The organism is Paenibacillus antarcticus, from assembly GCF_001637225.1.
GTDB lineage: Bacteria > Bacillota > Bacilli > Paenibacillales > Paenibacillaceae > Paenibacillus_AQ > Paenibacillus_AQ antarcticus.
Window position 1 is genome coordinate 295923 of sequence record NZ_LVJI01000001.1, and the last position, 23118, is coordinate 319040.

23 protein-coding genes and 1 riboswitch are annotated in these 23118 nt (G+C 41.7%); of the genes, 7 read left to right on the forward strand and 16 right to left on the reverse strand.

What is annotated here, in order from left to right:
• Positions 1 to 27: 27 nt before the first annotated feature.
• The 11 genes from PBAT_RS01435 to PBAT_RS01485 form a co-directional block, all read right to left on the reverse strand.
• A complete protein-coding gene (locus PBAT_RS01435) occupies positions 28 to 1605 on the reverse strand; it encodes a cobyric acid synthase (RefSeq protein ID WP_068645959.1) in 1578 nt (525 codons plus the stop codon).
• A gap of 16 nt (positions 1606 to 1621) precedes the next feature.
• Entirely contained in the window at positions 1622 to 2434 is an 813-nt protein-coding gene (gene cobS, locus PBAT_RS01440; protein ID WP_068645960.1) for an adenosylcobinamide-GDP ribazoletransferase, read from the reverse strand.
• Positions 2431 to 3003, reverse strand: coding sequence for a bifunctional adenosylcobinamide kinase/adenosylcobinamide-phosphate guanylyltransferase (gene cobU / locus PBAT_RS01445; RefSeq protein WP_068645961.1), 573 nt, complete (start codon positions 3001 to 3003; stop codon positions 2431 to 2433). Before cobU ends, cobS begins: the two co-directional genes overlap by 4 nt.
• Positions 3000 to 4070, reverse strand: a complete 1071-nt coding sequence (cobT, locus tag PBAT_RS01450) for a nicotinate-nucleotide--dimethylbenzimidazole phosphoribosyltransferase (protein WP_068645962.1) — start codon at positions 4068 to 4070, stop codon at positions 3000 to 3002. Before cobT ends, cobU begins: the two co-directional genes overlap by 4 nt.
• 41 nt (positions 4071 to 4111) lie before the next feature.
• Entirely contained in the window at positions 4112 to 4888 is a 777-nt protein-coding gene (locus tag PBAT_RS01455; RefSeq protein ID WP_068645963.1) for an ABC transporter ATP-binding protein, read from the reverse strand.
• Entirely contained in the window at positions 4885 to 5931 is a 1047-nt protein-coding gene (locus tag PBAT_RS01460; protein WP_068645964.1) for a FecCD family ABC transporter permease, read from the reverse strand. Before PBAT_RS01460 ends, PBAT_RS01455 begins: the two co-directional genes overlap by 4 nt.
• Positions 5928 to 6926, reverse strand: coding sequence for an ABC transporter substrate-binding protein (locus tag PBAT_RS01465; RefSeq protein ID WP_068645965.1), 999 nt, complete (start codon positions 6924 to 6926; stop codon positions 5928 to 5930). The genes PBAT_RS01460 and PBAT_RS01465 overlap by 4 nt, the downstream gene beginning before the upstream one ends.
• A 258-nt stretch (positions 6927 to 7184) precedes the next feature.
• Positions 7185 to 7397, reverse strand: a riboswitch (cobalamin riboswitch).
• Positions 7398 to 7490: 93 nt separating this feature from the next.
• Positions 7491 to 8090 carry a histidine phosphatase family protein gene (locus PBAT_RS01470; RefSeq protein WP_068645966.1) on the reverse strand — a complete coding sequence of 200 codons (600 nt, stop codon included), beginning with the start codon at positions 8088 to 8090 and terminating at the stop codon, positions 7491 to 7493.
• Positions 8081 to 9052, reverse strand: a complete 972-nt coding sequence (gene cbiB, locus PBAT_RS01475) for an adenosylcobinamide-phosphate synthase CbiB (protein ID WP_068645967.1) — start codon at positions 9050 to 9052, stop codon at positions 8081 to 8083. Before cbiB ends, PBAT_RS01470 begins: the two co-directional genes overlap by 10 nt.
• Positions 9052 to 9774 (reverse strand): adenosylcobinamide amidohydrolase, encoded by a 723-nt coding sequence (locus PBAT_RS01480; RefSeq protein ID WP_068645968.1) that lies wholly within the window; start codon positions 9772 to 9774, stop codon positions 9052 to 9054. Before PBAT_RS01480 ends, cbiB begins: the two co-directional genes overlap by 1 nt.
• A gap of 46 nt (positions 9775 to 9820) precedes the next feature.
• On the reverse strand, positions 9821 to 10912 hold the full coding sequence (locus tag PBAT_RS01485) for an aminotransferase class I/II-fold pyridoxal phosphate-dependent enzyme (RefSeq protein ID WP_068645969.1): 1092 nt from the start codon (positions 10910 to 10912) through the stop codon (positions 9821 to 9823).
• Positions 10913 to 11080: 168 nt separating this feature from the next.
• On the opposite strand from PBAT_RS01485, the gene PBAT_RS01490 reads away from it, so the two are divergent.
• The gene (locus tag PBAT_RS01490; protein ID WP_068645970.1) at positions 11081 to 12082 is read left to right on the forward strand and encodes a lipoate--protein ligase; all 1002 of its coding nucleotides are present in this window, start codon (positions 11081 to 11083) and stop codon (positions 12080 to 12082) included.
• A 121-nt stretch (positions 12083 to 12203) separates the two neighbouring features.
• Here PBAT_RS01490 and PBAT_RS01495 read toward each other — a convergent pair whose 3' ends face one another.
• From PBAT_RS01495 to PBAT_RS01510, 4 genes are all read right to left on the reverse strand, one after another.
• Complete coding sequence (locus PBAT_RS01495) at positions 12204 to 12944, reverse strand: hypothetical protein (RefSeq protein ID WP_169810070.1); 741 nt, start codon at positions 12942 to 12944, stop codon at positions 12204 to 12206.
• A complete protein-coding gene (locus PBAT_RS01500) occupies positions 12937 to 13668 on the reverse strand; it encodes a hypothetical protein (protein WP_068645972.1) in 732 nt (243 codons plus the stop codon). The genes PBAT_RS01495 and PBAT_RS01500 overlap by 8 nt, the downstream gene beginning before the upstream one ends.
• Before the next feature lie 41 nt (positions 13669 to 13709).
• Positions 13710 to 14918 carry a hypothetical protein gene (locus tag PBAT_RS01505; RefSeq protein ID WP_068645973.1) on the reverse strand — a complete coding sequence of 403 codons (1209 nt, stop codon included), beginning with the start codon at positions 14916 to 14918 and terminating at the stop codon, positions 13710 to 13712.
• A 176-nt stretch (positions 14919 to 15094) separates the two neighbouring features.
• Positions 15095 to 15358, reverse strand: coding sequence for a YqkE family protein (locus PBAT_RS01510; protein WP_068645974.1), 264 nt, complete (start codon positions 15356 to 15358; stop codon positions 15095 to 15097).
• A gap of 157 nt (positions 15359 to 15515) precedes the next feature.
• On the opposite strand from PBAT_RS01510, the gene PBAT_RS01515 reads away from it, so the two are divergent.
• The 6 genes from PBAT_RS01515 (at position 15516) to PBAT_RS01540 (ending at position 21700) form a co-directional block, all read left to right on the forward strand.
• Entirely contained in the window at positions 15516 to 17126 is a 1611-nt protein-coding gene (locus PBAT_RS01515) for a spore germination protein (RefSeq protein ID WP_068645975.1), read from the forward strand.
• 12 nt (positions 17127 to 17138) lie between these two features.
• A complete protein-coding gene (locus PBAT_RS01520) occupies positions 17139 to 18341 on the forward strand; it encodes a Ger(x)C family spore germination protein (RefSeq protein WP_338060038.1) in 1203 nt (400 codons plus the stop codon).
• A 3-nt stretch (positions 18342 to 18344) separates the two neighbouring features.
• Positions 18345 to 19451, forward strand: coding sequence for a GerAB/ArcD/ProY family transporter (locus tag PBAT_RS01525; protein WP_068645977.1), 1107 nt, complete (start codon positions 18345 to 18347; stop codon positions 19449 to 19451).
• Between the two features lie 19 nt (positions 19452 to 19470).
• The gene (locus PBAT_RS01530) at positions 19471 to 19704 is read left to right on the forward strand and encodes a hypothetical protein (protein ID WP_068645978.1); all 234 of its coding nucleotides are present in this window, start codon (positions 19471 to 19473) and stop codon (positions 19702 to 19704) included.
• A 115-nt stretch (positions 19705 to 19819) separates the two neighbouring features.
• Positions 19820 to 20728 carry a DMT family transporter gene (locus PBAT_RS01535; protein WP_068645979.1) on the forward strand — a complete coding sequence of 303 codons (909 nt, stop codon included), beginning with the start codon at positions 19820 to 19822 and terminating at the stop codon, positions 20726 to 20728.
• A 171-nt stretch (positions 20729 to 20899) separates the two neighbouring features.
• Positions 20900 to 21700, forward strand: coding sequence for a Cof-type HAD-IIB family hydrolase (locus PBAT_RS01540; protein ID WP_068645980.1), 801 nt, complete (start codon positions 20900 to 20902; stop codon positions 21698 to 21700).
• A gap of 104 nt (positions 21701 to 21804) precedes the next feature.
• On the opposite strand, the gene PBAT_RS01545 is transcribed toward PBAT_RS01540, so the two are convergent.
• Positions 21805 to 22878, reverse strand: coding sequence for a site-2 protease family protein (locus PBAT_RS01545; protein ID WP_420848713.1), 1074 nt, complete (start codon positions 22876 to 22878; stop codon positions 21805 to 21807).
• Between the last annotated feature and the right edge of the window lie 240 nt (positions 22879 to 23118).

Sequence of the window (23118 nt, forward strand, 5' to 3'; positions counted from 1 at the left end):
TTTTGGTAGGTTTAATTTTATAGTCACTTATCTGATGCCCATAATAGCGTAGATCTGTTCCATATCAACATGATTTCGAACCACTTCAGCTATCCGTTCAAATTCCTGCTCCTTTAATATGTTAGAACTATATGTCTGACCAAAAGTTTTTAATCCTTTTTTAACACGAATACCATCAAGCCAAGATCTGCGCAAGGTATCATTATGAAATACACCATGAAGATACGTTCCCCACGTAGCCCCATCTAGCGTTCCCCAACCTTCGTGTACGTGTTCCCCTGTTATTTGCTCTATACGAAATAGAGGTGTCACATTGTTCTTATTTGAGCAATCGGTCTCCCCCATATGAATCTCATAACCTTCAATAGCGGTAACTCCCTGGTTCTCTTCAAGCCTAAGTGAATGCTCTAACGCAAGAGTTCCATGCACACGCACCGTTGTTTTTTCTTTCAAAAAAGTCGTAGTCACTGGAAGATAAGCAAGACCTTCAGCACTACGAGGTTCACTAGCCTCCACAGCAAAAGGATCAATCAACATCTCGCCTAACATTTGGTACCCTCCACAAATGCCAACGAGTTGCTGTGTTCCTGATCCCATAGCTACTGCTATTCCATCATCTAATCCCTGCATACGAAGATATTCTAAATCCCCGATTGTATCCTTTGTTCCCGGCAGAATGATCACATCAGGTGATCCCAATTCTGAAGCAGATTTCACATATCTGACGGATATGTCCTTCTCCTCACGTAAGGGATCAAAATCCGTAAAGTTAGATATTCTCGGATATTGAATGACAGCGATATCAATGTCACGATGATCCACAACCCTGTGACGTAATGTATCTAACACAACGGAATCCTCAGCTTCAATCTTGAGCTCTTCAATAAAAGGCAACACACCGAGTACTGGAATTCCTGTACGTTTGGTTAGCCAATCAAGCCCTGGCTCAAGTAGCTTAATATCCCCTCGGAATTTGTTAATGATGAATCCCTTCACTCTTTGCCGCTCATGAGGCTCTAATAGTTCTAACGTACCAACGATAAAGGCAAATACACCGCCCCGATCAATATCGGCGATTAACAATACTGGGGCATCGGCCCAACCTGCTAAGTTCATATTGACGATGTCATTGCTCTTGAGATTGATCTCTGCTGGACTCCCAGCACCTTCCATGACTACGATATCATACTGATCACGTAATCTATCTAATGCATCCATCACGGTAACTTTCGCTCTCGGTAAGAAGTGTTCACGATAATCGGACGCACTCATCTGTTGATAAGGTTCGCCGTGAACAACGATCTGTGAGAACATATCTTTCACTGGCTTAATGAGTATTGGATTCATATCTGTCGTAGCCTTGATTCCGCAAGCTTCGGCCTGAACGCCTTGTGCACGGCCAATCTCTTTTCCGTCCTCTGTCACATATGAATTTAGAGCCATATTTTGCGATTTATAAGGAGCTGTACCGTATCCATCTTGCGTAAAAATACGGCATAATGCCGTTGTCACGACACTCTTACCTACATCTGAAGCTGTCCCTTGCAACATTAATACGGCTCCAGAGGAATCTTTCTTACTTACGCGTGATTTGGATTTCTCCATATGATGTGATCCCCTTTCACATATGATTGAGTAACAGTACTAGCATAAGTAATGCTACAACTTCCACAAATTCGTTGAGAGCGCCATAGGTATCTCCTGTTAACCCACCTAATGTAGCGTTTAGCTTCCTTGCCAACCAGGTTCCAGCAACCCATGCTGCCAGAGGTATCGTAATGAAGCCAAGAAGTACGGTAGTCCATAGCATACTGTCCGAGCGCAATAACGGTAATATAGCTACTGCAACTCCTGATAAGATGATGGCTAATAGAAAAGTTCCCCATATCTGCCCTCTACTTAACCCATGAAAATTTCCTCCAGCCAACCCTTCTTTTCCGCGTGCCTTAGGCCATGAATACATCGCATGAACCATGAACCAACGACTCCAAATTAATGGAAGGAGTAGCAGTCCTGAGTAGTGATGACCGTCTATTATCAACGAATAGATTAATGAGAGCTTCAGCATGAGGAGCAACACACATGCCAATACACCCATAGCTCCAACACGACTATCTTTCATAATGTCTAGCATCTGCTCACGAGAACGATAGCTTAACACCCCATCTGCCGTATCCATCCAGCCATCTAAATGAAGTCCACCTGTGAGCCCAACCCATAATATGAGAGTGAGTACCGCCGCCGGTAGTGCTGGCAGCAAATAAGAAACCCCAGTAGCACCTGACCACACTACGAGGCCAATAACCGCACCTACTAGCGGATAGAACTTTACACTTCTCCTAAAAAGTGTAGGTGAATAATCAAGACTTATATTCACAGGAAATCGTGATAGAAATTGAAAAGCGGCCGCAGCCGCTTGTACCCACTTCATCATAATTTATACTCCCTACTTTTCAGCTCGATAGGAATACCTACCGTGACTAAGAACACCTCAGAACTACTTTTGGCTATCGCTTGATTCATGAATCCTGCTAAATCGCGAAATACTCTTCCTAGTGCATATTCGGGCACAATGCCATTCCCAACTTCATTCGTTACCATGATCAAATGCCCTGGGTACTGCTGTATCGTTTCTACAAGATGAAGGATCTCAGCTTTCACTTTTTCTTGCATATCCTTACGTCCTTCAAAGGACAGAAGGATATTAGATAACCATAATGTAAGGCAATCCACTAGAACCGTAGGCGCATTATCTTCCTCGATTACACTGTTCTCACGCCACTCATTCAGAAGTTTCACGAGTTGGAAAGGTTCTTCCACGTTACGCCATGGATAGTTGGCTTGAATTCTTTGAAGCTGATGAAGAGCAATACGCTCCTTCATCTCTTCATCAAAAGCTTGAGCTGTAGCGATATATACGGCTTCTTGTGACTTCGACATACATAACTTCTCAGCAAAGCTACTCTTACCACTCCGAGCCCCACCTGTAACAAGTGTGATCATTGGATTGGTTCCTTCGTTTCGCCCGATACGCCCGCACTCTCGAAGGTAGCCATTTCATTGACAATACGGCAAGCTGCATCTACAAGATGTAGACACAATACTCCACCTGTACCTTCACCTATGCGCAGGTCTAATTCCAGCACTGGACGAAGACCCAACTCTTGTAACAACAGTCGATGTCCCTGTTCATGCGAAGCATGTGACACAATCATGTAATCAGCAGCTGCTGGACAGATTTCTTTAGCAAGTAGTGCTGCTGCACTTGAAATAAATCCATCTATAATAACGGGACAACCATTGATTGCTGAACCAAGAATGACACCTACTAAACCACCAATCTCAAGACCACCTACCTTAGCTAACACATCTATTGCATTAAGGGGATCAGGAGCATTAACTTTTAAAGCCTGTTCAACAACACTGATCTTATGCAGTAAGCGTGAATCATCTATTCCAGTACCTCTTCCAACTGCATCCCGAACAGTTATCGTTGAAAGTGCACAAATCACAGCAGAACTCGCCGTTGTATTCCCGATGCCCATTTCACCCGTTATAAATAATTGTACGCCACGTTGTACAGCATCTTCGACTACCTTAACACCAACAAGAATGGACTCTATGGCTTCCTCATAGGTCATAGCAGGTCCTTGCGCCATATTCGCCGTACCATACCGAACTTTTCGCGATAAGAGATCCGGATGGGACAACTCACTATTCACGCCGATATCCACACATACGACTTCTGCACCTGCTTGTCGAGCAAGGACGTTCACTGCTGCGCCCCCTGCAAGGAAATTATGAATCATTTGAGGCGTAACCTCTTGCGGAAATGCACTCACACCTTCCTCACATACCCCATGATCTCCTGCCATAATAATGACTTCTCTACGGTCAAAAGAAGGCTTTACCTCTCCTGTGATACCAGCAAGCTGTATAGCCATAGACTCTAACTTACCCAAACTTCCCGGAGGAACAGTAAGATTACTTATATGTAGTTTCGCAGCCTGAATCGCAGCTTGATCGAGACCACGAATATCCCCGATACGTTTCATAATTTCATGATTCATATATCATTACTCCTTTTATAACAATCTCTACTACATAGATTTTATTTACGGGATAAAAGTACTTGTGGAACCCCACTCATTGGATGTTGTACAACCGCAGGGTCCACATTGTATACTCGTCGGATATTATCTTCCGTTAATATCTGATCAGGTGTCCCTATCCCAACAACTTCCCCTTCTTGTAGTACTAAGAGTTTATCACAGAATTGAGCTGCCAAATTCAAATCATGAAGGACCGCTATAACCGTAATTCCAGTCTCTTTGCGCCAGCTAGCAACCAATTCCATGAACTGAAGCTGATAATAGATATCTAGAAAAGTCGTTGGTTCATCCAATAATAAAATTTGAGGTTCCTGTGCCATCACTTTACCCAATGCAACGCGTTGCCGTTGTCCGCCACTGAGTTCATCTAATGGTCGGTCTCCCAGTTCCTGTAATTGTAACTTGTCCATGATGTCTTCAATAATGGTATCGGCATTCTCACCACGGTCTCGTCCAATCCAATCCTGAAATGGGAATCTTCCCATTTCTATAATATCTCTAACGGGGTAGTTAATCGCAGGAAGGCCATCCTGCTGAAGGACAGCCAACATCTGAGATAGTTCTCGACGGCTGTACTTCGAGACATGATGGCCTCGAATCTGAAGTTCACCTGCGGTTATCTTGTCGACACCAGAGATTAATTGAAGTAGCGTTGATTTACCACTCCCATTAGGACCAATAATGCCCCACCATTCTCCTTCTTGAATGGAACAGGACACATCACGAAGTGCGGAAAGTTCTCCGTACCTTTTGGATACCTTGTTCACCTCGATCATACCTTACCACCAATCCTTTGTTTCTTATTACGATACAACAAATACGCAAAGAAAGGTGCACCTAGGAATGCTGTAACCACGCCAAGGGGAATCTCTATAGGAGCTAGGAGGGAACGGGCAACCGTGTCACACCATAAAGTAAAGATTGCCCCTCCGATTGCCGATAATGGAACGATCAGTCGATAGTCAGGTCCGGTAATCAATCGAACAATATGTGGCGTAACGAGGCCCACAAAACCAATGACACCCGAGACAGATACAGCTGCCGCGGTTAGCAAGGTAGATACGATTAATGTGATTATCTTAAGTCTCTCCACATGAAGTCCCATATGTGCTGCCTGACGTTCTCCGAGAGCTAATAAATTCAAGGAACGTGCGCAACTCCATATCACCACGGACCCAATCAGGACATAAGGCAATAACATTAGCGTATAAGACCAACCTCGGAAGCTAAGTCCTCCCATCGTCCAGAACATAATTTCATTAATGGTCTGCTTCGACATCGCCGTTAAGAAGGATACAATCGCACCTAGAAATGATTGCATAACCACACCCGACAAGATCAGACTATTGGTTGGAATCTTCCCACCATCACGTGCCAAAGACAATACGCCCCAGAGCGTCAATATCCCCGTAAAAAAAGCAACCAATGGAAGTGTCCATGCACCTACAAGTGAATACTGTATCCCAAAGAATATAAGAACCGCAGCCCCAACAGATGCACCTGAAGATACGCCTAAAGTATATGGATCAGCCAAGGGGTTACGAAGCACCCCTTGAAATCCAGAACCAGCAACCGCAAGCGCTGCTCCGACCAGCATACCTAGTACAATTCGAGGCAACCTTACTTTCATCAATATTTGTTCAAATGCAGGATTCCATGTTGGCGTAATAGCATCCCCAACCCATGGTATCTGATGCAATAGAATCCTTATGATATCCATCACCGGGAGCTCCACAGCCCCTATTCCCAGACAGAGTAGGAAGCTTGCGATAAGCAAGATTATCCCAAGTCCTCCATACCCAGCTAGCTTCTTACTCATGGCTTCACAAGTTCAGGATAGATCGCACTTGCAATTTCTTTAAGACCTTCTGTCACACGTGGTCCCGGACGACTAATTAGATTATCATCTAATCCATAAATCGTATTATTCTTAATAGCCGTTATTTGATCCCAGCCATTACGTGCTTTAATAATCTCGTCTAATTTTTTCTTTGTTTTGTCATCCACAACATTCTTGGAGAATAGAATCACATCAGGATTATCATTAATGATTTTCTCTTCACTAATTTCATTCCATCCCACCGTATCCGCAGCAACGTTAACTCCACCGGCGAGATTAATTAAGTCATTCATATACTCCCCACTACCTACTGTCCAACCCGGAGAAAACTCAATATAAACTTTCTTTTTCTGTTCAGGTGTAAGTGATTTAACCGCTTCTGTCACTTCATCCCGATCGTGTTTGATTTTATCTACAACGGTTTTGGCTTCTGCTTGATGATCTGTAATCTGGCCGAACACTTCAATATTTGAAATGACATCATCCACCGTTTTCGGATCTGTCTTGTAGATCGTAATTCCTAGATCACGCAGATGTTTTGCAGCCTCTACACTCATAGAGATACCTGTTACTACGAGGTCCGGTTGTGCAGCAATCATTGCTTCCTCATTAGGATTATACAATCCACCCATTTTAGGCTTCGTTGTCACAGCTGCTGGGTAATCATCATAATCAGATACACCAACAATCTGTTCATCCAATCCTAGTGCAAATAAGCTTTCTGTCTCTGCTGGAGAAATAGATATAATCTTCTTTGGTGCCTCTTTAAAAGTGATCTCCTCACCTGTCGCATCCTTCACCGTTAGAGGATACACCGTTGCTGCACTTGCCTCTTCAACAGCTGGCGTCACCTGCTCGGTTGGTGCTGGCGCTGTTCCTTGCTTCGGTTCATTATTAACGCCACAAGCTGCGAGCGAAAGTACTAACATGATTGCTAAGGCGCCCGTAGTCCAATTCTTCCATAATTGCTTCATTTTCTTATTTCTCTCCTCTATCTTCTAATTTATTCATAACATGCGAGATGCTTCCCTTGTTCAACCATTGAATCGTCTATACGAAAGTCTATCCTTACACAACAAAAAAAGCCTGATCCTCTTGTTCAGACAAGAATCAGGGATTACGTCTATGCAGAATTCATGGTAATTACCCATAAGTGTCTGCAGGCTATGTACCACAATGAATTGAATCACAGGCACTTGCACAAGCCAAACGTAATCCTTTCCTCGAAGGACCGTCGTACTTCTCGTAAGGCAGGTCTCCTGACTAACAGGTTAGCTAATATCCTCACCTTCCCATCCTGCTTGACGCAGAACAGTGGTACATTGAGAATATCCCTGTTTCACAGTGGCGGGACCGTACCGGAATTACACCGGCTTCCCTTTTAACTAGGCATAGAGGTAACAATTTATACTTCTAATTTCTAGACCTCACAAGTTTATTATATTCATTTAAGGACAAGTCTTACTTCTCTATTCAAAATTATAGGTTAAAAAGAGTCACCTTACAATCCAATTATTAGAAATCCCCTAATTCGTCATTTATACCCGGCCTCTCCATTTCCCATCATGCAAAGTAAGCTTCAACGATGTAATACTTCCTGGATCAACCGTGTAATCCCAAAACTTCGAGTCTGGAATCATCATGGATGCAAGTTGTCTTATAACCCCTCCATGCGTAACAATCAGCACAGAAGATACCGCATTATCATGATTATTTTCCTTCATGTAACCAACCAGACTGTCCATGAAACCCCTAAGTCTCGCCTGAAAACGCCCCCATGATTCGCCACTTGGTGGAGTTACGGATTGAGGGTTGTCTATCCATGCTCGATAATGAATAGATTCCTTTAACTGATCGTAGTTCTTCCCCTCCCACTCACCGAAATCCATTTCTCGTAACCGCTGATCAAAGAGCACCTTATCTTGTGATATAGGATAGATATACTCTAACGTTTCTCTACATCTTTTCAAATCACTACAGAACACCTGATGAAATTCTCTTCCTTCGAGTTCTTCTTTCAGGGACAAAAGTTCCATTAGCGACTCCGGAAGGATACCTAAATCTGTATGTCCTAAATAACGTTTATCCTTATTCCACTGTGTTCTGCCATGTCGAATACAGATCAGTTCTAACTCCATAAGTTTCCGCCTATCATCCAAAGGAACAGCATGCACACTACGAGGAATAATAATGACGCCATTAGCATTAATCTTACGGTTGACTGAATATCTCCCTTTGTCATTGGACGAGAAAGCTCTCCCATATAAGCACGAAAAGATACCACACCATGGTACACGTTCTCGCCCCCGAGGCGAATACCTAGAGCACCCGCTACAGCCGATTCAGGGAACCCACTGTTGGGACTTGGATGGAGACGGGCATCATGTCTAATCGTTCGATAAGATTTCTTGTAATCCAGACGCATAATCCAACTACTAGCGACCAGTAATAGAGCTGTTATTCGAGCTGGAATATAGTTAGCAATGTCATCCAACCGAGCGGAAGCCCATCCTAGATTTATGTATTTATCATTCTTATAACCAACCATGGAATCAAGCGTATTCACAGCACGGTAAGCCACGGCGAGTGGAGCACCTCCAATAAGTGCAAAGAACAAGGGAGATACGATGGCATCCACAATATTTTCTGCGACGGTCTCAACCGTTCCACGAACAATCTCTGGCTCGTCTAAGTGCGCTGTATCCCTACCAACAATCATACCAAGAGAACGTCTTGCAGCAGATAAATCACCACGATGAAGATGCCCATACACTTCCATTCCTGCATCTTTAAGCCCTTTCGTAGCAATGGTCGTAGCAATCAAGAAGACCTCCACTCCCGCTGCAAGCCACGGATGAATTAGATACAGTCCTCGCAATACTATCCATGTTATAAGGAACGATCCTCCTACTATAATGATTGGGAGTAGAATTCCGGCTCGTTTCAATTTCACAGGATGAGAGATGTACTTCCGAATCACTTTCTCTAACCGCTTGATGCCATTACCCATACCTATAACAGGGTGGGGAAGCGAACGCGGATCTCCAATGATCAGATCTAACAGGTATGCAGCCCATAGCATGAATATTGCCCAGCCCATCACAACTTACTCACTCCTGCCGCTCCCAAGCTCTCTATCACCGTTCCATAAACCACGCGTCCAATAGCGCCTCCCAGATCCGTCGCCGTGCCACAATATCGATGTTGAATAGGATACGTTAACGATTGACTAACACCTAACACAATAGCATCCGTCGTAGTTCCTGTAGCCACGAGTCCATTCTCTGCATCACGGATTCCTAGATCAGCTAGCGCAGCAGCCTTTGCTTCTACGGCAGTAATAACAGCATTCACCATTGCCGCTTGTGTCATTCTAGCTTCAATCATGAGCATGATATTAATCGTTCCAGGTTGATAGACTGGGAACGTGGTTCGCTCAGATCCAGCACGTGCACCATTCGAAACCCCGGCCGTAGTACAACAGAACACAGAAGCGTCCTCCCCGGCCTCTTCAGACACGGAAGTATACTCCAAACGAACAGCCGTCAACAATCCGGCGGTCGATTCCAGAGGATATCCCCACGCCTGAAATAACGTTTCCACATCCTTTTCCGGATGACTGCATTCATAGAACCGATCCACATAAATATTAGCAATTCGATCTATCTTACCCATGCCTCCACCATGTATAGAACTGCTGAGACTATCTATTGGTGAAGGGATATGAAGTAGTAAATGCCGTTCTTGTCGGGTTAGTGTAAGCCCCGGCCAGACTAAAGATTTATAAGGGGCATTATCCCCATTCAAAAAGGGTGTTGTCATCATTGATCTCCTATTCCTATAGAGGGTTCAAAAACTCATTCTTATCCTAAATTCTCTTCGTGATTACATGCTGTATCTCTTTCAGAAATACCTGATTTGCGTCCGTCCCTTTGACCGCAATTCGAATATGGCTCTCTCCCAGACCAGGGTACATCGCACAACTACGAATTAATATCCCTCGCATTCCAAGTTCTCGCTGCATATCAATCGATCGCCATGGAGCGGGTAACTTCACGAGCAAGAAATTAGCTTCTCCAGGGCTTACTTCACACCCTAAATTTGTGAGCCCTTGAACGAGCACTACTCGCTCATTAGATATCAACTCCAAAGTACTGCGCTCGAATTCTTCACCGCTATGAAGCGCTGCCTCACCCGCCAACAAAGCCAGTCCATTTACACTCCATGTCACTTGCTTACCAGTCATCGATCTAATGACATCTGGATGTGCCAATGTGTAGCCTAATCGCAGACCTGGTATCGCATAGAACTTGGTCATAGACCTTACCAGTATCGTACGAGGATATTTCTCAAGTTCTGACAGCAAGGAAGCTTGCTGTTGTTGCGCAATGAAGTCAATAAAAGCTTCATCTATGACCATATACGTTTGCCATTGTTCAGCCATCTCAGCTAATATACGTAGCTCTCGAAGCGAATACTGGACCCCATTAGGATTGTTAGGCTGTCCAATAAATAATAGATCCACCTGTTGTAGCAATTCTCCTATTTCCTCAACTGCTGCTTTCCAATCCTTATCCTCTCTACCACGTATCGAATATACTTCTACATTGAATTGTTCCGACAACTGCCGATATTCAGAGAAACAAGGTTCAATAATACCCACCTTCTGTAGATCAAGTCCAAGTAAAATCAGTGACATACACTCTGCTGCACCATTTCCTACACAGATGTTATCTTCGCCGATTTTTAACTTTTGTCCAAGGATATATTTAAATTGTCGATGGCCTGGATCAGGATACCTGATGATAGACGATAGGGCACCATCTAATTGCTTTAGTACATGTTCAGGTGGACCCAGTGGATTGATGTTGGCACTGAAATCAAGGAACGATCCCTCTTCTCTTCCATATGCCTTGGCTGCACTTTCCAAATCTCCTCCATGTCCGTAACGTTCTAACATTCTAATGACACCTCTATCTTAAAGTTCTCCATTATATTACTTTCATTATTACGTGGGTTCTTCCTTTGCGTCAATTCAAAAGTCTTTTTGTTTCTAATCAACAATTAGTTTACAATTACGTGTAGATGTCATGTCACCATAAGTATTATAGTAACGGAGGAGTATACCATGCTTTTCATTGATAACCAAGGGATCCATGATCCTGCTATAAATCTCGCAATAGAGGAATTTGCGCTAAAGCACCTTCCTATGGACGATAGTTATTTGCTTTTCTATATTAATCATCCATCCATTATCATTGGTAAACATCAGAATACCATTGAAGAGATTAACCAAGAATATTGTAAAGAAAATAATGTACAAATCGTACGCCGTTTATCTGGTGGGGGCGCTGTCTATCATGATCTAGGTAACCTTAATTTCAGCTTTATTACCAAAGATGACGGACAATCATTCCATAATTTCTTGAAATTCACCCAACCTGTTATAGATGCTCTTCAAAAAATGGGTGTGAACGCGGAACTCAGTGGTCGCAATGACCTACAAGTTGGTGAAAAGAAGATTTCTGGTAATGCTCAATTCTCCACCCGTGGACGTATGTTTAGCCATGGTACACTCATGTTCAACCTCAACTTAGATAATGTCCAGGCGTCACTTAACGTCAACCCAGAGAAATTCAAATCGAAGAGCACCAAATCCGTTCGGAGTCGCGTTGCCAACATAAGTGAACTTATGGAAGGCTCAATGACGATTGAGGATTTCCGAGCTGAGCTCCTACGTTCCATATTCGGAATGGATGTGCAAGATGTTCCACAATACCATTTAACAGAAGCAGATTGGGAACAGATCAATCAGATATCCAAGGAACACTATCAGAATTGGGATTGGAACTATGGTATATCACCTGAATCCAATGTTAAACATTCCAAGAAGTTCCCTGTCGGTATTATTGATCTACGTATGAACATTAACGAAGGCAGAATCCATGACATCAAGATTTATGGTGATTTCTTCGGGGTAGGCGATGTAGCCGATATCGAAAATGCGCTGCATGATAAACGATATGAAGAAGCTGAAGTGCGCGAGGCCTTAGCTAATCTAGATATGAAACATTACTTCGGTAATCTTGAGTTGGATGATTTTGTTGGACTTGTGTTTCTGGAAGATTAGGATATTGACCCATATGACAATAATGGATAGGGACCTCAGCTATTTTCTGAGGACCCTATCCATTTTTTTATCATGTCATCCATAGATAAACTGCAATATAAGTGAACCTGTAACACACTTATTATTTAGGAATCTCCAGCTCCACTTCATTGAGAATTCGCACAAAATCTAAGTTAATACCATCACTGTCGAAGCTACTTCCATTTACGGTGTTCTCAGGAAAAACTACCTTTCCGAGCTCTCCGTAAGGAATCCAACCAACATACATCGTTGAAGATGGGGTGTTCATTTGGAAGAGAGAAGGAGGTTGATTAGCCTTACTCAATCGAAGGTTTCTATTCACGAGCTCTGCCCATTCCTTAGGGAACGGAAGTACGCCATAGTTCTTCTTCTGTAAAGATATCGTCTTCTCTATTTGGATTCGAGGTATATACGTTTCTAGGCTTGCACTACTGTGAAAATCTCTCTCTCCGATGAGATAATACTTGAGCTCTCGTAATTCATCTTTGGGGTCCATATTCCATACAATATAATGCGTTGAAGCATCCCTCTCGTTAATTTTCCAGATATATGGCTCTCCCCTTGTATCGATCCTTCCCAGCTTCCATTGAAACCGATCCCATACCCAGAAGCTCATACCATAAAGATTATCCCCTGAGATAAAAGGAACAAATACATGTCTGCTATCTAGCGGAATAACATCTGAGATGATTCCGACATTCGCCTCTGCGTATAGCTCATTCATAGCTTTAATTGCCTGCGCGTTGTTCGGAAAAGATGTTGGCTTTCCGTAAAAGAACAAATAACCAATTAAAGCTATGATAACGAGTAGAATGGGGATCATCACCAGTTTCTTATTCATCATGACGAACCCCCATATCTATAAGCGGTTCCTTAGAGCGATAGTAATAGCTCTGATTAGCTGTTGTAATTAACAGTCCTTTACCGTCATCTTGAATATACATAGTAGAATCACGACCACTTCCCCATCTTGGGAGTGCCCCTAATAACGCATACGGGAAATGCTCCTTTTGATAATAAGGTTCAGATTCCATAGAGGACTCTTGGTACCACTCCAAACCCATGTCCATAATATCAACAGCTTCAACATCCCTTAGCTGGTCTTGGAATCGCTCCTTGTTGAGAACAGCTTGAAGCCCAGATGGGTGAATGGCTACAATATAAGCATTCTCAAGGTCTGAAATATACGTAGATGCATCCTCCTTAGGATAAACCCAGTTATCCATGAACCCAGACATTAACGTTGTAAATAAGAAAATAAAATTAGCCCAAAACCCAATCCAAGCAAATGCTCTATACGTTTGCCATGATGCTTTAGATAACAATCCAACTAATATCCACACACCAAGAGGAAGTATGGATAATTTCGTAGACACATGCATTAGGTTCAGATTTATTGTGAATGAGAACATTCCGACCAAGACAACGAGAATAACTTTCCAAAACGAGGGCTTCTCTTGCCTCTTCAAATAATGTCGTGATACGAGAATAAGAACAATTAACCAACCTAATATCCCACCCGCAATGAAGACGACGTTATGAGGTAACTCTAGCTGAAAAGACATCATCCTCCCCCTTCCGTACAAATCGACTCTATTATGGACAATTACTTGATTACAGCCGGAATAAGCGGTTTAACTGTAACCTCTTGCAGCCCTATCTTTTCTAGTACTTCTGGTGTCACGAACAGGCGGAATTGAAACACACGACTATTATTGCGATCTAGTATCATGGTCTGGCCAGTTGGACCTGTCAATTTATATCTATAGTCGTACATATCTCCTTCTCGTTGGCCTACACTTAATTTGAATTTAGATACAAGAGAAAGAAGTGGAATAAACGTCTTCCCTTCTTTTTCAAATGCGTAGGGCACTAGCTCTGAACCTTGCGAAGTTACAACTTCATATTCATACATGTTACGGATCGGCAGATCAATGATAGGCAACATCTTCACATCTAAATTATCCGGTGCTTTCATTGTCGGCCGAGTATCGTTCCATTCATATATCTTTTCTTCCTCTTTCTTAGTGAGTAGACTTGATTTCCCTGTTAACAAATCATATTTCCATGGAAGTCTTTTAGGCTCATTTTTGACAAATACAAAGTTCTGATCTTTCTCTGAATAACGATATAATTTACCTAGTACAAGTTCTTTCTTCTTCCCCGTAGCTGGATCATATGTTGAAATCGCCTTTTGTTTCGCAACTGGACTATACTGATTTACAAGCAATGTACTATCAGCAAGCCAATTCAGACCCACATACTGCGAACTTGATATCCATTCTTGAAGTTCACCCGTTATCATGTTTTTGAGAAAATAGCTGTGCAATTGATTGTATTGCGCTGTTTTCCCATCCGATGACTTCTCAGTACCGAAATCAGTCGACTCGAATACTCCCCATTTACGATCTGGTGAAATATCATAGAGATTTCCTCTCACCGCGACCTCTCGTGTTGTATCCAAATAAAGAGGTAAATAGTAAAATAAATCTCCCCCCGAAATACTTGCAAGACGATTACTGAGCGTTGGCTTAGTAGTCTCTTTCGAAAAACTATTAATACTCGTGAATTTATCGTCTAACCGAGCCCATTTGCCATCATTCGTTGACACGATTACTTTGCTTAAATATTGATCATTTTCTACGGAACTCCAGTTGAAATATGTTCTACCTGTATTTATGTCTGTCCATTCAGCTCTAATCGTTGTCGTATTATCTTCCGCTTGCACTTCAGGTGCAACATACGCTCCCAACACAGAGACCATGAGCATCGTCGCCAAACCAACTTGTAATCTTGTTTTTTTCAATAAATGCATAATTATAATCCTCCTTGTCATTCTTCTTTCACTTTACCTAAGACGGTTTATATGTAATAAAGTTACAAATTTCATGAGTTACATCATTCTAAATTTCACTTCTCAATCGTATCAGCATATAAAAAAACACCGGTATGGCTAGACTTGCTGCCTAATCCCGGTGTCCTCACTTGTGCTTATTTATATTTTTTCCAATCCATATTACTATTCTCAAGCAGATGTTCAAAATTGTTATCCAATTTCTTCTGCTCTTGCTTACGAGCTTCCACCTTCATCAATTCTTGTGCTTCCTTCTTCTTCTTTTCCTCTGCTTTCATCTCATCTGCCTGAGACTTCAACTTTTCTAAAATATCACTGCTTAGTAAATCTTTTAACGTAGCTGGCTTATATTCAGAATCAGCCTTTTTGGGAGCCGGAATAGATCGGTTTTTCTTAGCCATAAAATCATCTCCATTTCAGAATCACATTATATCAGTTTTTGATGATACGTTCTATGTCTTTACTTGATCGTCATCATTGATCCTCAATATACGGTATATGTGTTCGGTATTATGGTAATACCGTTAACAACAGCTATAGAGAGGGACAAAAACAACTATGGACTTTATGAGTAGAGTAATTACAAAAATATTTAAAAACCCTTCACTCGGGAACAGCGACTCAAGCAAAGAACAGGAACAGACTAAAGCCCCTTTAACAATAAATCTCCAAGAAAATATACAATTTATTAATACTTCACTTGGAAATAGTAGTGACATCGTCATTAGAGAAATTCAGATAGGTTCGCAACGACAGATCAAGGCAGCCATAATCTTTACTGACGGATTAGCAGATTCTAAATCCATTCAGAACTTCATTATGGAATCGCTTATGTTAAATGTTGCAAATGCCGATCCCAGCAAATTGGTAACGTCTCAAGAGGACATTTTTCAGGTATTAAAAGATCATTTCCTTACCGCTGGAAGCGTTAAAGATGTTTCGGAATGGGGACCTATATTAACATCCCTGTTGTCCGGAGATGCCATCCTCTTATTGGATGGTTACGCAAAAGGGTTCAGTATCGGTATGCGTGGATGGAAAGACCGCGCTGTCTCGGAGACGACGACAGAAACTGTCATTCGAGGACCTAAGGAAGGTTTTACAGAAAATTTACGCACGAATACGGCACTCATACGCCGAAAGATAAAGGACCCCAATCTCTGGTTAGAAACAAAAGAAATCGGAAGAGTAACTAAAACCGACGTGGCGATCATGTATATCAAGGGAATTGTGAGCGACGACATTTTGGAAGAGGTGCATAAACGCTTAGACCGGATCGATATCGATGGGATTCTGGAAAGTGGTTATATTGAAGAATTGATCGAAGATGAAACATACACTCCATTTCCGACAATCTATCATTCCGAACGTCCTGATGTCATTGCGGCTGATCTATTAGAAGGGAAAGTTGCCATACTCGTGGATGGCACTCCGATTGTTCTAGTCGTTCCTACCATGTTTGCTTCGTTCATACAGGCTGCGGAGGACTATTATCAACGTTCGGATATCAGTAGCCTCATTCGTATACTTAGATACGTCTGTATTTTCATCTCTCTCCTAGGTCCATCTCTTTACATAGCCATCACCACTTTTCATCAGGAAATGTTGCCAACTCAACTCCTGATTAGTTTGGCTTCTCAACGGGAAGGCGTGCCTTTCCCTGCATTTATTGAAGCCCTCATGATGGAAATATCGTTTGAGATTCTCAGAGAAGCCAGTTTAAGGTTGCCTAAAGCCATTGCACAATCCATATCCATCGTAGGTACATTAGTCATTGGATCAGCGGCAGTACAAGCCGGAATCATATCTGCTGCCATGGTCATCGTCGTTGCCATTACAGCTATTTCCAGCTTTGTTCTACCCGCTTATGACTTGGCTATGACCATCCGAATGTTACGATTTCTCATGATGGGTCTTGCCGCTTCCTTCGGGTTGTTTGGAATCATCATCGGAATCATTGCACTTGTCCTTCACTTGTGCAGCTTGCGTTCTTTCGGGATTCCCTATATGAGTCCGTTCGCTCCGTATATCCGTGACGATATGAAGGATACGATATTCCGAATGCCCCATTGGGCCATGTTCACACGTCCTCGTTTGAGCAATCAGAAGAATATCATTAGGGAACAAAGTACGCCTCCAGAAAAACCACGAAACAATACAGGAGGTTGACCTATGAAGCGGATGGGACTCTTACTTTGTATATGTATTCTTTTGGCTATATCAGTCACCGGTTGTTGGAGCCGTCGGGAATTGAATGATTTAGCTATTGCTGTAGGACTCGGGATCGATAAAGTCGGTGACAAATATAACATTTCTGTTCAAGTAGTTGAGCCAAGTGAGGTTGCCGGAAATAAAAGTAGCGGGGTGGCACCCGTAACCATGTATCAAGCCACTGCAAATTCCCTATTAGAAGCTCTTCGTAAAATGACAACCATTAGTCCACGAAAAATTTATATAGCCCATCTAAGAATTGTCGTCATCAGCGAAGCATTGGCAAGAGAAGGCATTGGGAACGCTCTAGACTTCATGTCGAGAGATCCTGAAGCACGCAATGACTTTTACGTTGTAGTTGCCAAAGATGCTAAAGCTATCGATACTCTAAAAATATTAACCAATCTAGAAAAAGTACCTGCTGTTCGATTATTTTCTTCTTTGGATACGTCCGAGAAACAGTGGGCACCTACAATGGCCGTTAAATTGGATAAATTAATTTCTGATTTGGTGAGCGAAGGAAGACAACCTGTTTTAACAGGACTTAGAGTCATCGGGGATCCTAAAATAGGAGAAACCAAAAAAAATGTAGAATCCATCCTTTCTCCCGCTGATTTACAGTACTCAGGATTAGCTGTATTTAAAAGTGATAAGTTAATCGGTTGGTTAAGTGATGAAGAGGGAAAAGCATACAACTATATTAACAATAATGTTTCTAGTACGGCTGGTTCTGTAAATTGCCCCAAAGGAGGAAAAGTCACATTTAGAATCATTCGATCAGATTCTAAGGTTAAAGGTAGCATGAGGAACGAACGGCCGCAGATCGATATTGAAGTAAAGACTGAAGCACATTTGGCCGAGGTTCAATGCACTCTTGACTTGACAAAGCCCGAAACGATTACAACTTTACAGAAATTGGCGGAACAAAAATTAATAGACATGATTGACACCACAATCGCTAGAGTACAACAAGATTACAAAGTCGATATTTTCGGATTTGGTGAAGCCATTCGACGTTCTAATCCCAAAGCTTGGAAAACATTGAAGAATAATTGGGATCACACATTTACAAATATCTCAGTGAATGTGAAGGCTCAGTATAAAATTCAACAATTAGGGAAAGTTTCCGACTCTTTTCTAGAAAAAATGAAAGAACAAAACGGAGTGAGATGAAAAATGCCTGAGAACGGTAAAATAAGTATTCGTCAATTCACCATCCTAGTGATGATCGTTACTATTGGAGATTCAATTCTGATATTACCTAACGTATCTACTTCGTTTGCCAAACAAGACACATGGATATCAGGTATCATCGCTTTATTAGTAGGTTTGATTGCCGTTTATATATTCAGCGTACTTGGAAATCTCTACCCCAAATTAACCTTCATTCTATCGATACAAAAAATTCTAGGGAAATGGTTCGGAACACTCATGGCCGCTTTATTTCTTATATTCCCTCTGATTACCGTTGTGGAATATACAAGGGAGTTAGGTGATTTCATCACCACAGAGATGATGGCTGAAACCCCAATTCTAGCGATTCAAATCTTATTTATATGTATTGTTATCTTCGCGGTACGCTTAGGTCTTGAAGTTATAGCGCGTACAGGAGAAATATTTTTGCCATGTATTATCCTTCTATTTCTCTTAATGGTCGTTTTCCTTATTCCACAAGCTGAATTCGAGAAATTACTACCTATACTAGAAAACGGAATAAAGCCCGTAATACATGGTTCATTCTCTTTCATAGCATTCCCTTTTTTAGAACTCGTTGTATTTCTAATGATCATTCCTTATATCAATCAACCTAAACTTATAAGGAAAGGTTTCTTACAAGGTGCACTATTGGGTGGAATCGTACTCATCATCCTTGTTGCGATGTGCGTTCTTGTTCTTGGTGCCGATGAGACTGCGAGAACCATATATCCGAGTTATTCTTTGGCCAGAAGGATAAATATCGGTCAATTTTTGGAGAGGGTAGAAGCGATGGTTGCTCTCCTTTGGATGTTAACGATCTTTATGAAATGTACTTTTTACTACTATGTTTTTAACTTAGGGTTAGCACAACTGTTGAAATTAAAGGGCTATCGGATGTTAACCTTACCTGCTGGGCTACTCGTTATTGTACTTTCGCCTATCATTTCCCCCAATATAACATATTACAATAAACTTCTTGCCGAGTACTGGCCCTATTTTGTCGCAACATGTTGCTTACTATTCCCTCTATTATTGTTGGGGGTCTATTTCATTAAAAATAGGTTTAAGCGGTCCACTGAAACTTGAAGAAAAAGGAGCCATTGGCATGTTGTCTATAACTGGGATCCTTGTCATTGTCACTGTAGTCATTGCTTTTGAGTTCCCTCCTCTGTGGAGGAAGAAATTAAAAAAGGAGATTTGGGCTTTTTCCCTTCTCTTATTGATCGGTTCTGTATTGGGTATTGTTCAAGCACTAGAAGTCAAGATTCCTAATCCATTGGATTGGGTCATAGCTGTATACAAGCCCTTTTCAGAGATGGTGGATATATGGTTAAAGTAAACTTGAGCCTCTTCGCCTACAAGGGACGGAAGCTCTTTTTTTTCTTGCTATTTCCTTGTCCAACCATTATTTTTACGATACAATTTGGACACTTGCTTATGAAAGGATGTCCCAAGTGAACCGAACTCATCTCGCTAATTTCAGTCTACTTCTTGTTGCCATGATGTGGGGGTCTACCTTTCTCATCGTTCAAAAGGCCATTCGAGTGCTCCCTCCCCTCGCTTTTAACGGATTACGATTTCTAGGTGCAGCTGCACTATTGGCTCTTATTATTTCAGTATTTTATCGAAGTCAATGGAAGGATTTATCTTGGTCGATGCTAAAGCATGCAAGTCTATTAGGAATTTTTCTATTCATGGGCTATGCATTCCAGACCGTTGGATTACTCTATACAACCACATCGAACGCAGGCTTTATTACAGGACTCTCTGTCATTATTGTTCCATTCCTGTCTTTGTTTCTATTGAAACATCCGATCTCTCGTTACACATGGCTGAGTGCACTGTTAGCTGCAATCGGACTATATTTCCTGACATTCACAGGCTCATCCGTCAGTTTCAATAAAGGTGATCTGCTTATCTTTTTATGTGCTATTGCCTTTGCATTACATGTAGCTTACACAGCTATCTTCGCACCTACATACCCAGCCTTACTACTATGCACACTTCAAATGTTCACTGTGGGGTTACTAAGTATGTTCTCTTCCCTGTTGTTTGAGGATCTTGGTCCGATCCATCAGGTGGCAGATCAATTAGTACAACCAGATGTGCTTTTTGCATTACTAATTTCCATTGGTCCAACAAGCGCATTAGCCTTTTGGATTCAGACGGTATGCCAGAAATTCACTTCTCCTTCTCGTGTAGCTATTATTTTTGCTACAGAGCCCGTCTTTGCGGCAATAACGGGAGTCTTCTTCGGTGGAGAAGTACTTGGAACACTTGCTGGAATCGGATGTATCTGTATTCTCACCGCTATGATTATTGCTGAATTGAAATCTACACCGAGCACATTGGTCCCGAAATAGATTACAATAAGGACAGAAGTGAATCAATTTCATAAAGGATCAACTATGACTTAAGGACACGATATATAGACATATAAAATCATTTTGATCTATATATCGTAATGATTGAACCCGCTTATGCTATTATGAAATTGAATCACATATAAATAGATGAATTAAGGAGAGAAATACATGTACAAACTAATTGCTATCGATATCGATGACACATTGATTAACGACAATAAGGAAGTATTGCCTTCTACACAAAAAGCACTCGAACAAGCTGTAGCTAAAGATGTGGTCGTTACCCTTGCTACGGGTCGTGCTTACGCATCTGCGCAACACCTTGCACGCCAGACAGGACTAAATGTGCCAATCATTACGTATCAAGGCGCCTTAATTAAGAACCTATTGGATGAAAAAGTTCTCTACGAACGTTTTGTACCAAAAGATGCTGCACATAAACTATTTGATTTCTGTATCGAGCATAACCTGCATGTGCAGTTCTATATTGATGATAAGCTATATTCAAGAGAAGAGAACCAAAAGCTGATTGATTATTGTGGATTGAATGGGACGCCCTACTTTATCGAGCCAGATTTCATCAAAATAGTAGACCAACCTACACCCAAAATACTAATTGTGGATGATCCAGCTTATTTGGATGAAATAGCACCAATCCTTCGCGAATTGCTGGGAGATCAAGTCCATATCACCAAATCGAAACCACAATTCTTAGAAATCATGCACCATGAAGGTACCAAAGGTCATGCTCTTACTTTCTTGGCAGACCATTTCAATGTTGAACTCTCGGATACAATCGCTATTGGCGACTCCTGGAATGATCATGAAATGTTAGAAGTTGCTGGTCTAGGCGTTGCTATGGGGAACGCTATTGATGCTCTTAAGGAAATCGCGGACTATGTAACACTCAGCAACAACGAAGATGGCATCAAGCAAGTCATTGAGAAGTTTGTTTTGAACGCGGAGTAAATGAAGTCATGATAGAAAGAGGCTATCCTCAGTCATGTAAATGACCAGGGATAGCCTCTCTTTTGATATTTAAAAATACATACACTTAGGAACAAGCTTAGTCACTACACATTTATATTACCTACGCTATGAACCAAGTACATCATGCCGATTAATACTGCTGCAAGGAGTCCGTAACTTATTCCGAATTTCCAACGAGATGACAAGGGCACATCATAATATTTATCATTCTCGTAACGCGTATACTCCACTTGGCAGTTAATCTTAATATGATAGTCCTCTGGTGTTCGCTGATGTTCTAGTCCATTCACAAGTACTCTCTTAATGATCCCTTGCTGTGGCATGGTGATGATTCCGTTGAAATCCATACTCGCCCACTGTGCCTTAACATATTGTCTTTGTTCCTCGAGCTTACAATAAGTACTGAAGGGTAGTTCTCGTTTATGCTCAGGTCCAGGAATTATAGCACCTTGAGCATAGAGATGTTCCACGGGTACTAAGAAACTCGCTGTTACAGACTCCACGATATTTCTGTTTCGACCTTTGACAAACTTTTTATACAAATCGTAAGCAAATAGCGCCCATATAATAAAGAATAAGAATGAACGTAAATAAATAATGACACCTAATCCCCCTACCAATCCCACAAGCCACAACCAACGGGAGACTGCGGTAGCAATCCGACCTCCATCTAGTGGGTGAATCGGCAATAGATTAATCAAATTCAGAAAGAATCCTACATACGCTAGTGAATAGAGCAAGGGACTATCTAGCCAATAAGCAGCCAGAAAAACTCCCGCTGCACCTATGGAGCCTAACACGGGACCACCGAATGCTATGTAGGCTTCCGTCTTGGCATCTAGTGGCGTCTTTTTCATGGTAATCATTGCACCAAGAAAAGGGATAAATAAAGGTGCCGAGACTGGAAGTCCCTTCTGTTTCGCTGCGAACACATGTCCCATCTCATGAACTAATAATAATAAGACAATGCCCAATGCGAATTGCCATGGATAGATCAGAGCATATGCACCTATCGAAATTGCCATAGAGAATATCACTCCACCAAGCTTACCAAATTTCAGGAGAGCAAGTAGAGACTTACCTTTTAACAGTAAAAGCACAATCGTGCTTCCTATATACATCAACCGAGAATCCTTTTTCTTCTCTTTATTCTGCAACAGTATCCTCCCTCACGATTCTCTTTGGATAATATGATCCAAATTATAGTAATATCCAGATAATATCATATGCAATAAGATGAGTAAACCAAGCCAAATCACGATGTTTCTTTTCTAAAATGAATACCAAGATTTGAAAAATCGCGTCACGATTCGCTTAACTTAAGCGTTGCCATGACATTTCCTTATATTAAGCAAATCTTAACTAGAGGTATTATATAAATGCTCCAAGTTTGTGAT

Coding starts and splice junctions, on each gene's coding strand:
- PBAT_RS01470 (WP_068645966.1), bottom strand. CDS start 8,090: ATGGAGTTAGAACTGATCTGTATTCGACATGGCAGAACACAGTGGAAT.
- PBAT_RS01530 (WP_068645978.1), top strand. CDS start 19,471: ATGTTGTCTATAACTGGGATCCTTGTCATTGTCACTGTAGTCATTGCT.
- PBAT_RS01495 (WP_169810070.1), bottom strand. CDS start 12,944: ATGAATAAGAAACTGGTGATGATCCCCATTCTACTCGTTATCATAGCT.
- PBAT_RS01540 (WP_068645980.1), top strand. CDS start 20,900: ATGTACAAACTAATTGCTATCGATATCGATGACACATTGATTAACGAC.
- PBAT_RS01500 (WP_068645972.1), bottom strand. CDS start 13,668: ATGTCTTTTCAGCTAGAGTTACCTCATAACGTCGTCTTCATTGCGGGT.
- PBAT_RS01465 (WP_068645965.1), bottom strand. CDS start 6,926: ATGAAGCAATTATGGAAGAATTGGACTACGGGCGCCTTAGCAATCATG.
- PBAT_RS01525 (WP_068645977.1), top strand. CDS start 18,345: ATGCCTGAGAACGGTAAAATAAGTATTCGTCAATTCACCATCCTAGTG.
- cobS (WP_068645960.1), bottom strand. CDS start 2,434: ATGATGAAGTGGGTACAAGCGGCTGCGGCCGCTTTTCAATTTCTATCA.
- cobT (WP_068645962.1), bottom strand. CDS start 4,070: ATGAATCATGAAATTATGAAACGTATCGGGGATATTCGTGGTCTCGAT.
- PBAT_RS01460 (WP_068645964.1), bottom strand. CDS start 5,931: ATGAGTAAGAAGCTAGCTGGGTATGGAGGACTTGGGATAATCTTGCTT.
- PBAT_RS01510 (WP_068645974.1), bottom strand. CDS start 15,358: ATGGCTAAGAAAAACCGATCTATTCCGGCTCCCAAAAAGGCTGATTCT.
- cobU (WP_068645961.1), bottom strand. CDS start 3,003: ATGATCACACTTGTTACAGGTGGGGCTCGGAGTGGTAAGAGTAGCTTT.
- cbiB (WP_068645967.1), bottom strand. CDS start 9,052: ATGGGCTGGGCAATATTCATGCTATGGGCTGCATACCTGTTAGATCTG.
- PBAT_RS01505 (WP_068645973.1), bottom strand. CDS start 14,918: ATGCATTTATTGAAAAAAACAAGATTACAAGTTGGTTTGGCGACGATG.
- PBAT_RS01485 (WP_068645969.1), bottom strand. CDS start 10,912: ATGTTAGAACGTTACGGACATGGAGGAGATTTGGAAAGTGCAGCCAAG.
- PBAT_RS01515 (WP_068645975.1), top strand. CDS start 15,516: ATGGACTTTATGAGTAGAGTAATTACAAAAATATTTAAAAACCCTTCA.
- PBAT_RS01480 (WP_068645968.1), bottom strand. CDS start 9,774: ATGACAACACCCTTTTTGAATGGGGATAATGCCCCTTATAAATCTTTA.
- PBAT_RS01520 (WP_338060038.1), top strand. CDS start 17,139: ATGGGACTCTTACTTTGTATATGTATTCTTTTGGCTATATCAGTCACC.
- PBAT_RS01455 (WP_068645963.1), bottom strand. CDS start 4,888: ATGATCGAGGTGAACAAGGTATCCAAAAGGTACGGAGAACTTTCCGCA.
- PBAT_RS01435 (WP_068645959.1), bottom strand. CDS start 1,605: ATGGAGAAATCCAAATCACGCGTAAGTAAGAAAGATTCCTCTGGAGCC.
- PBAT_RS01490 (WP_068645970.1), top strand. CDS start 11,081: ATGCTTTTCATTGATAACCAAGGGATCCATGATCCTGCTATAAATCTC.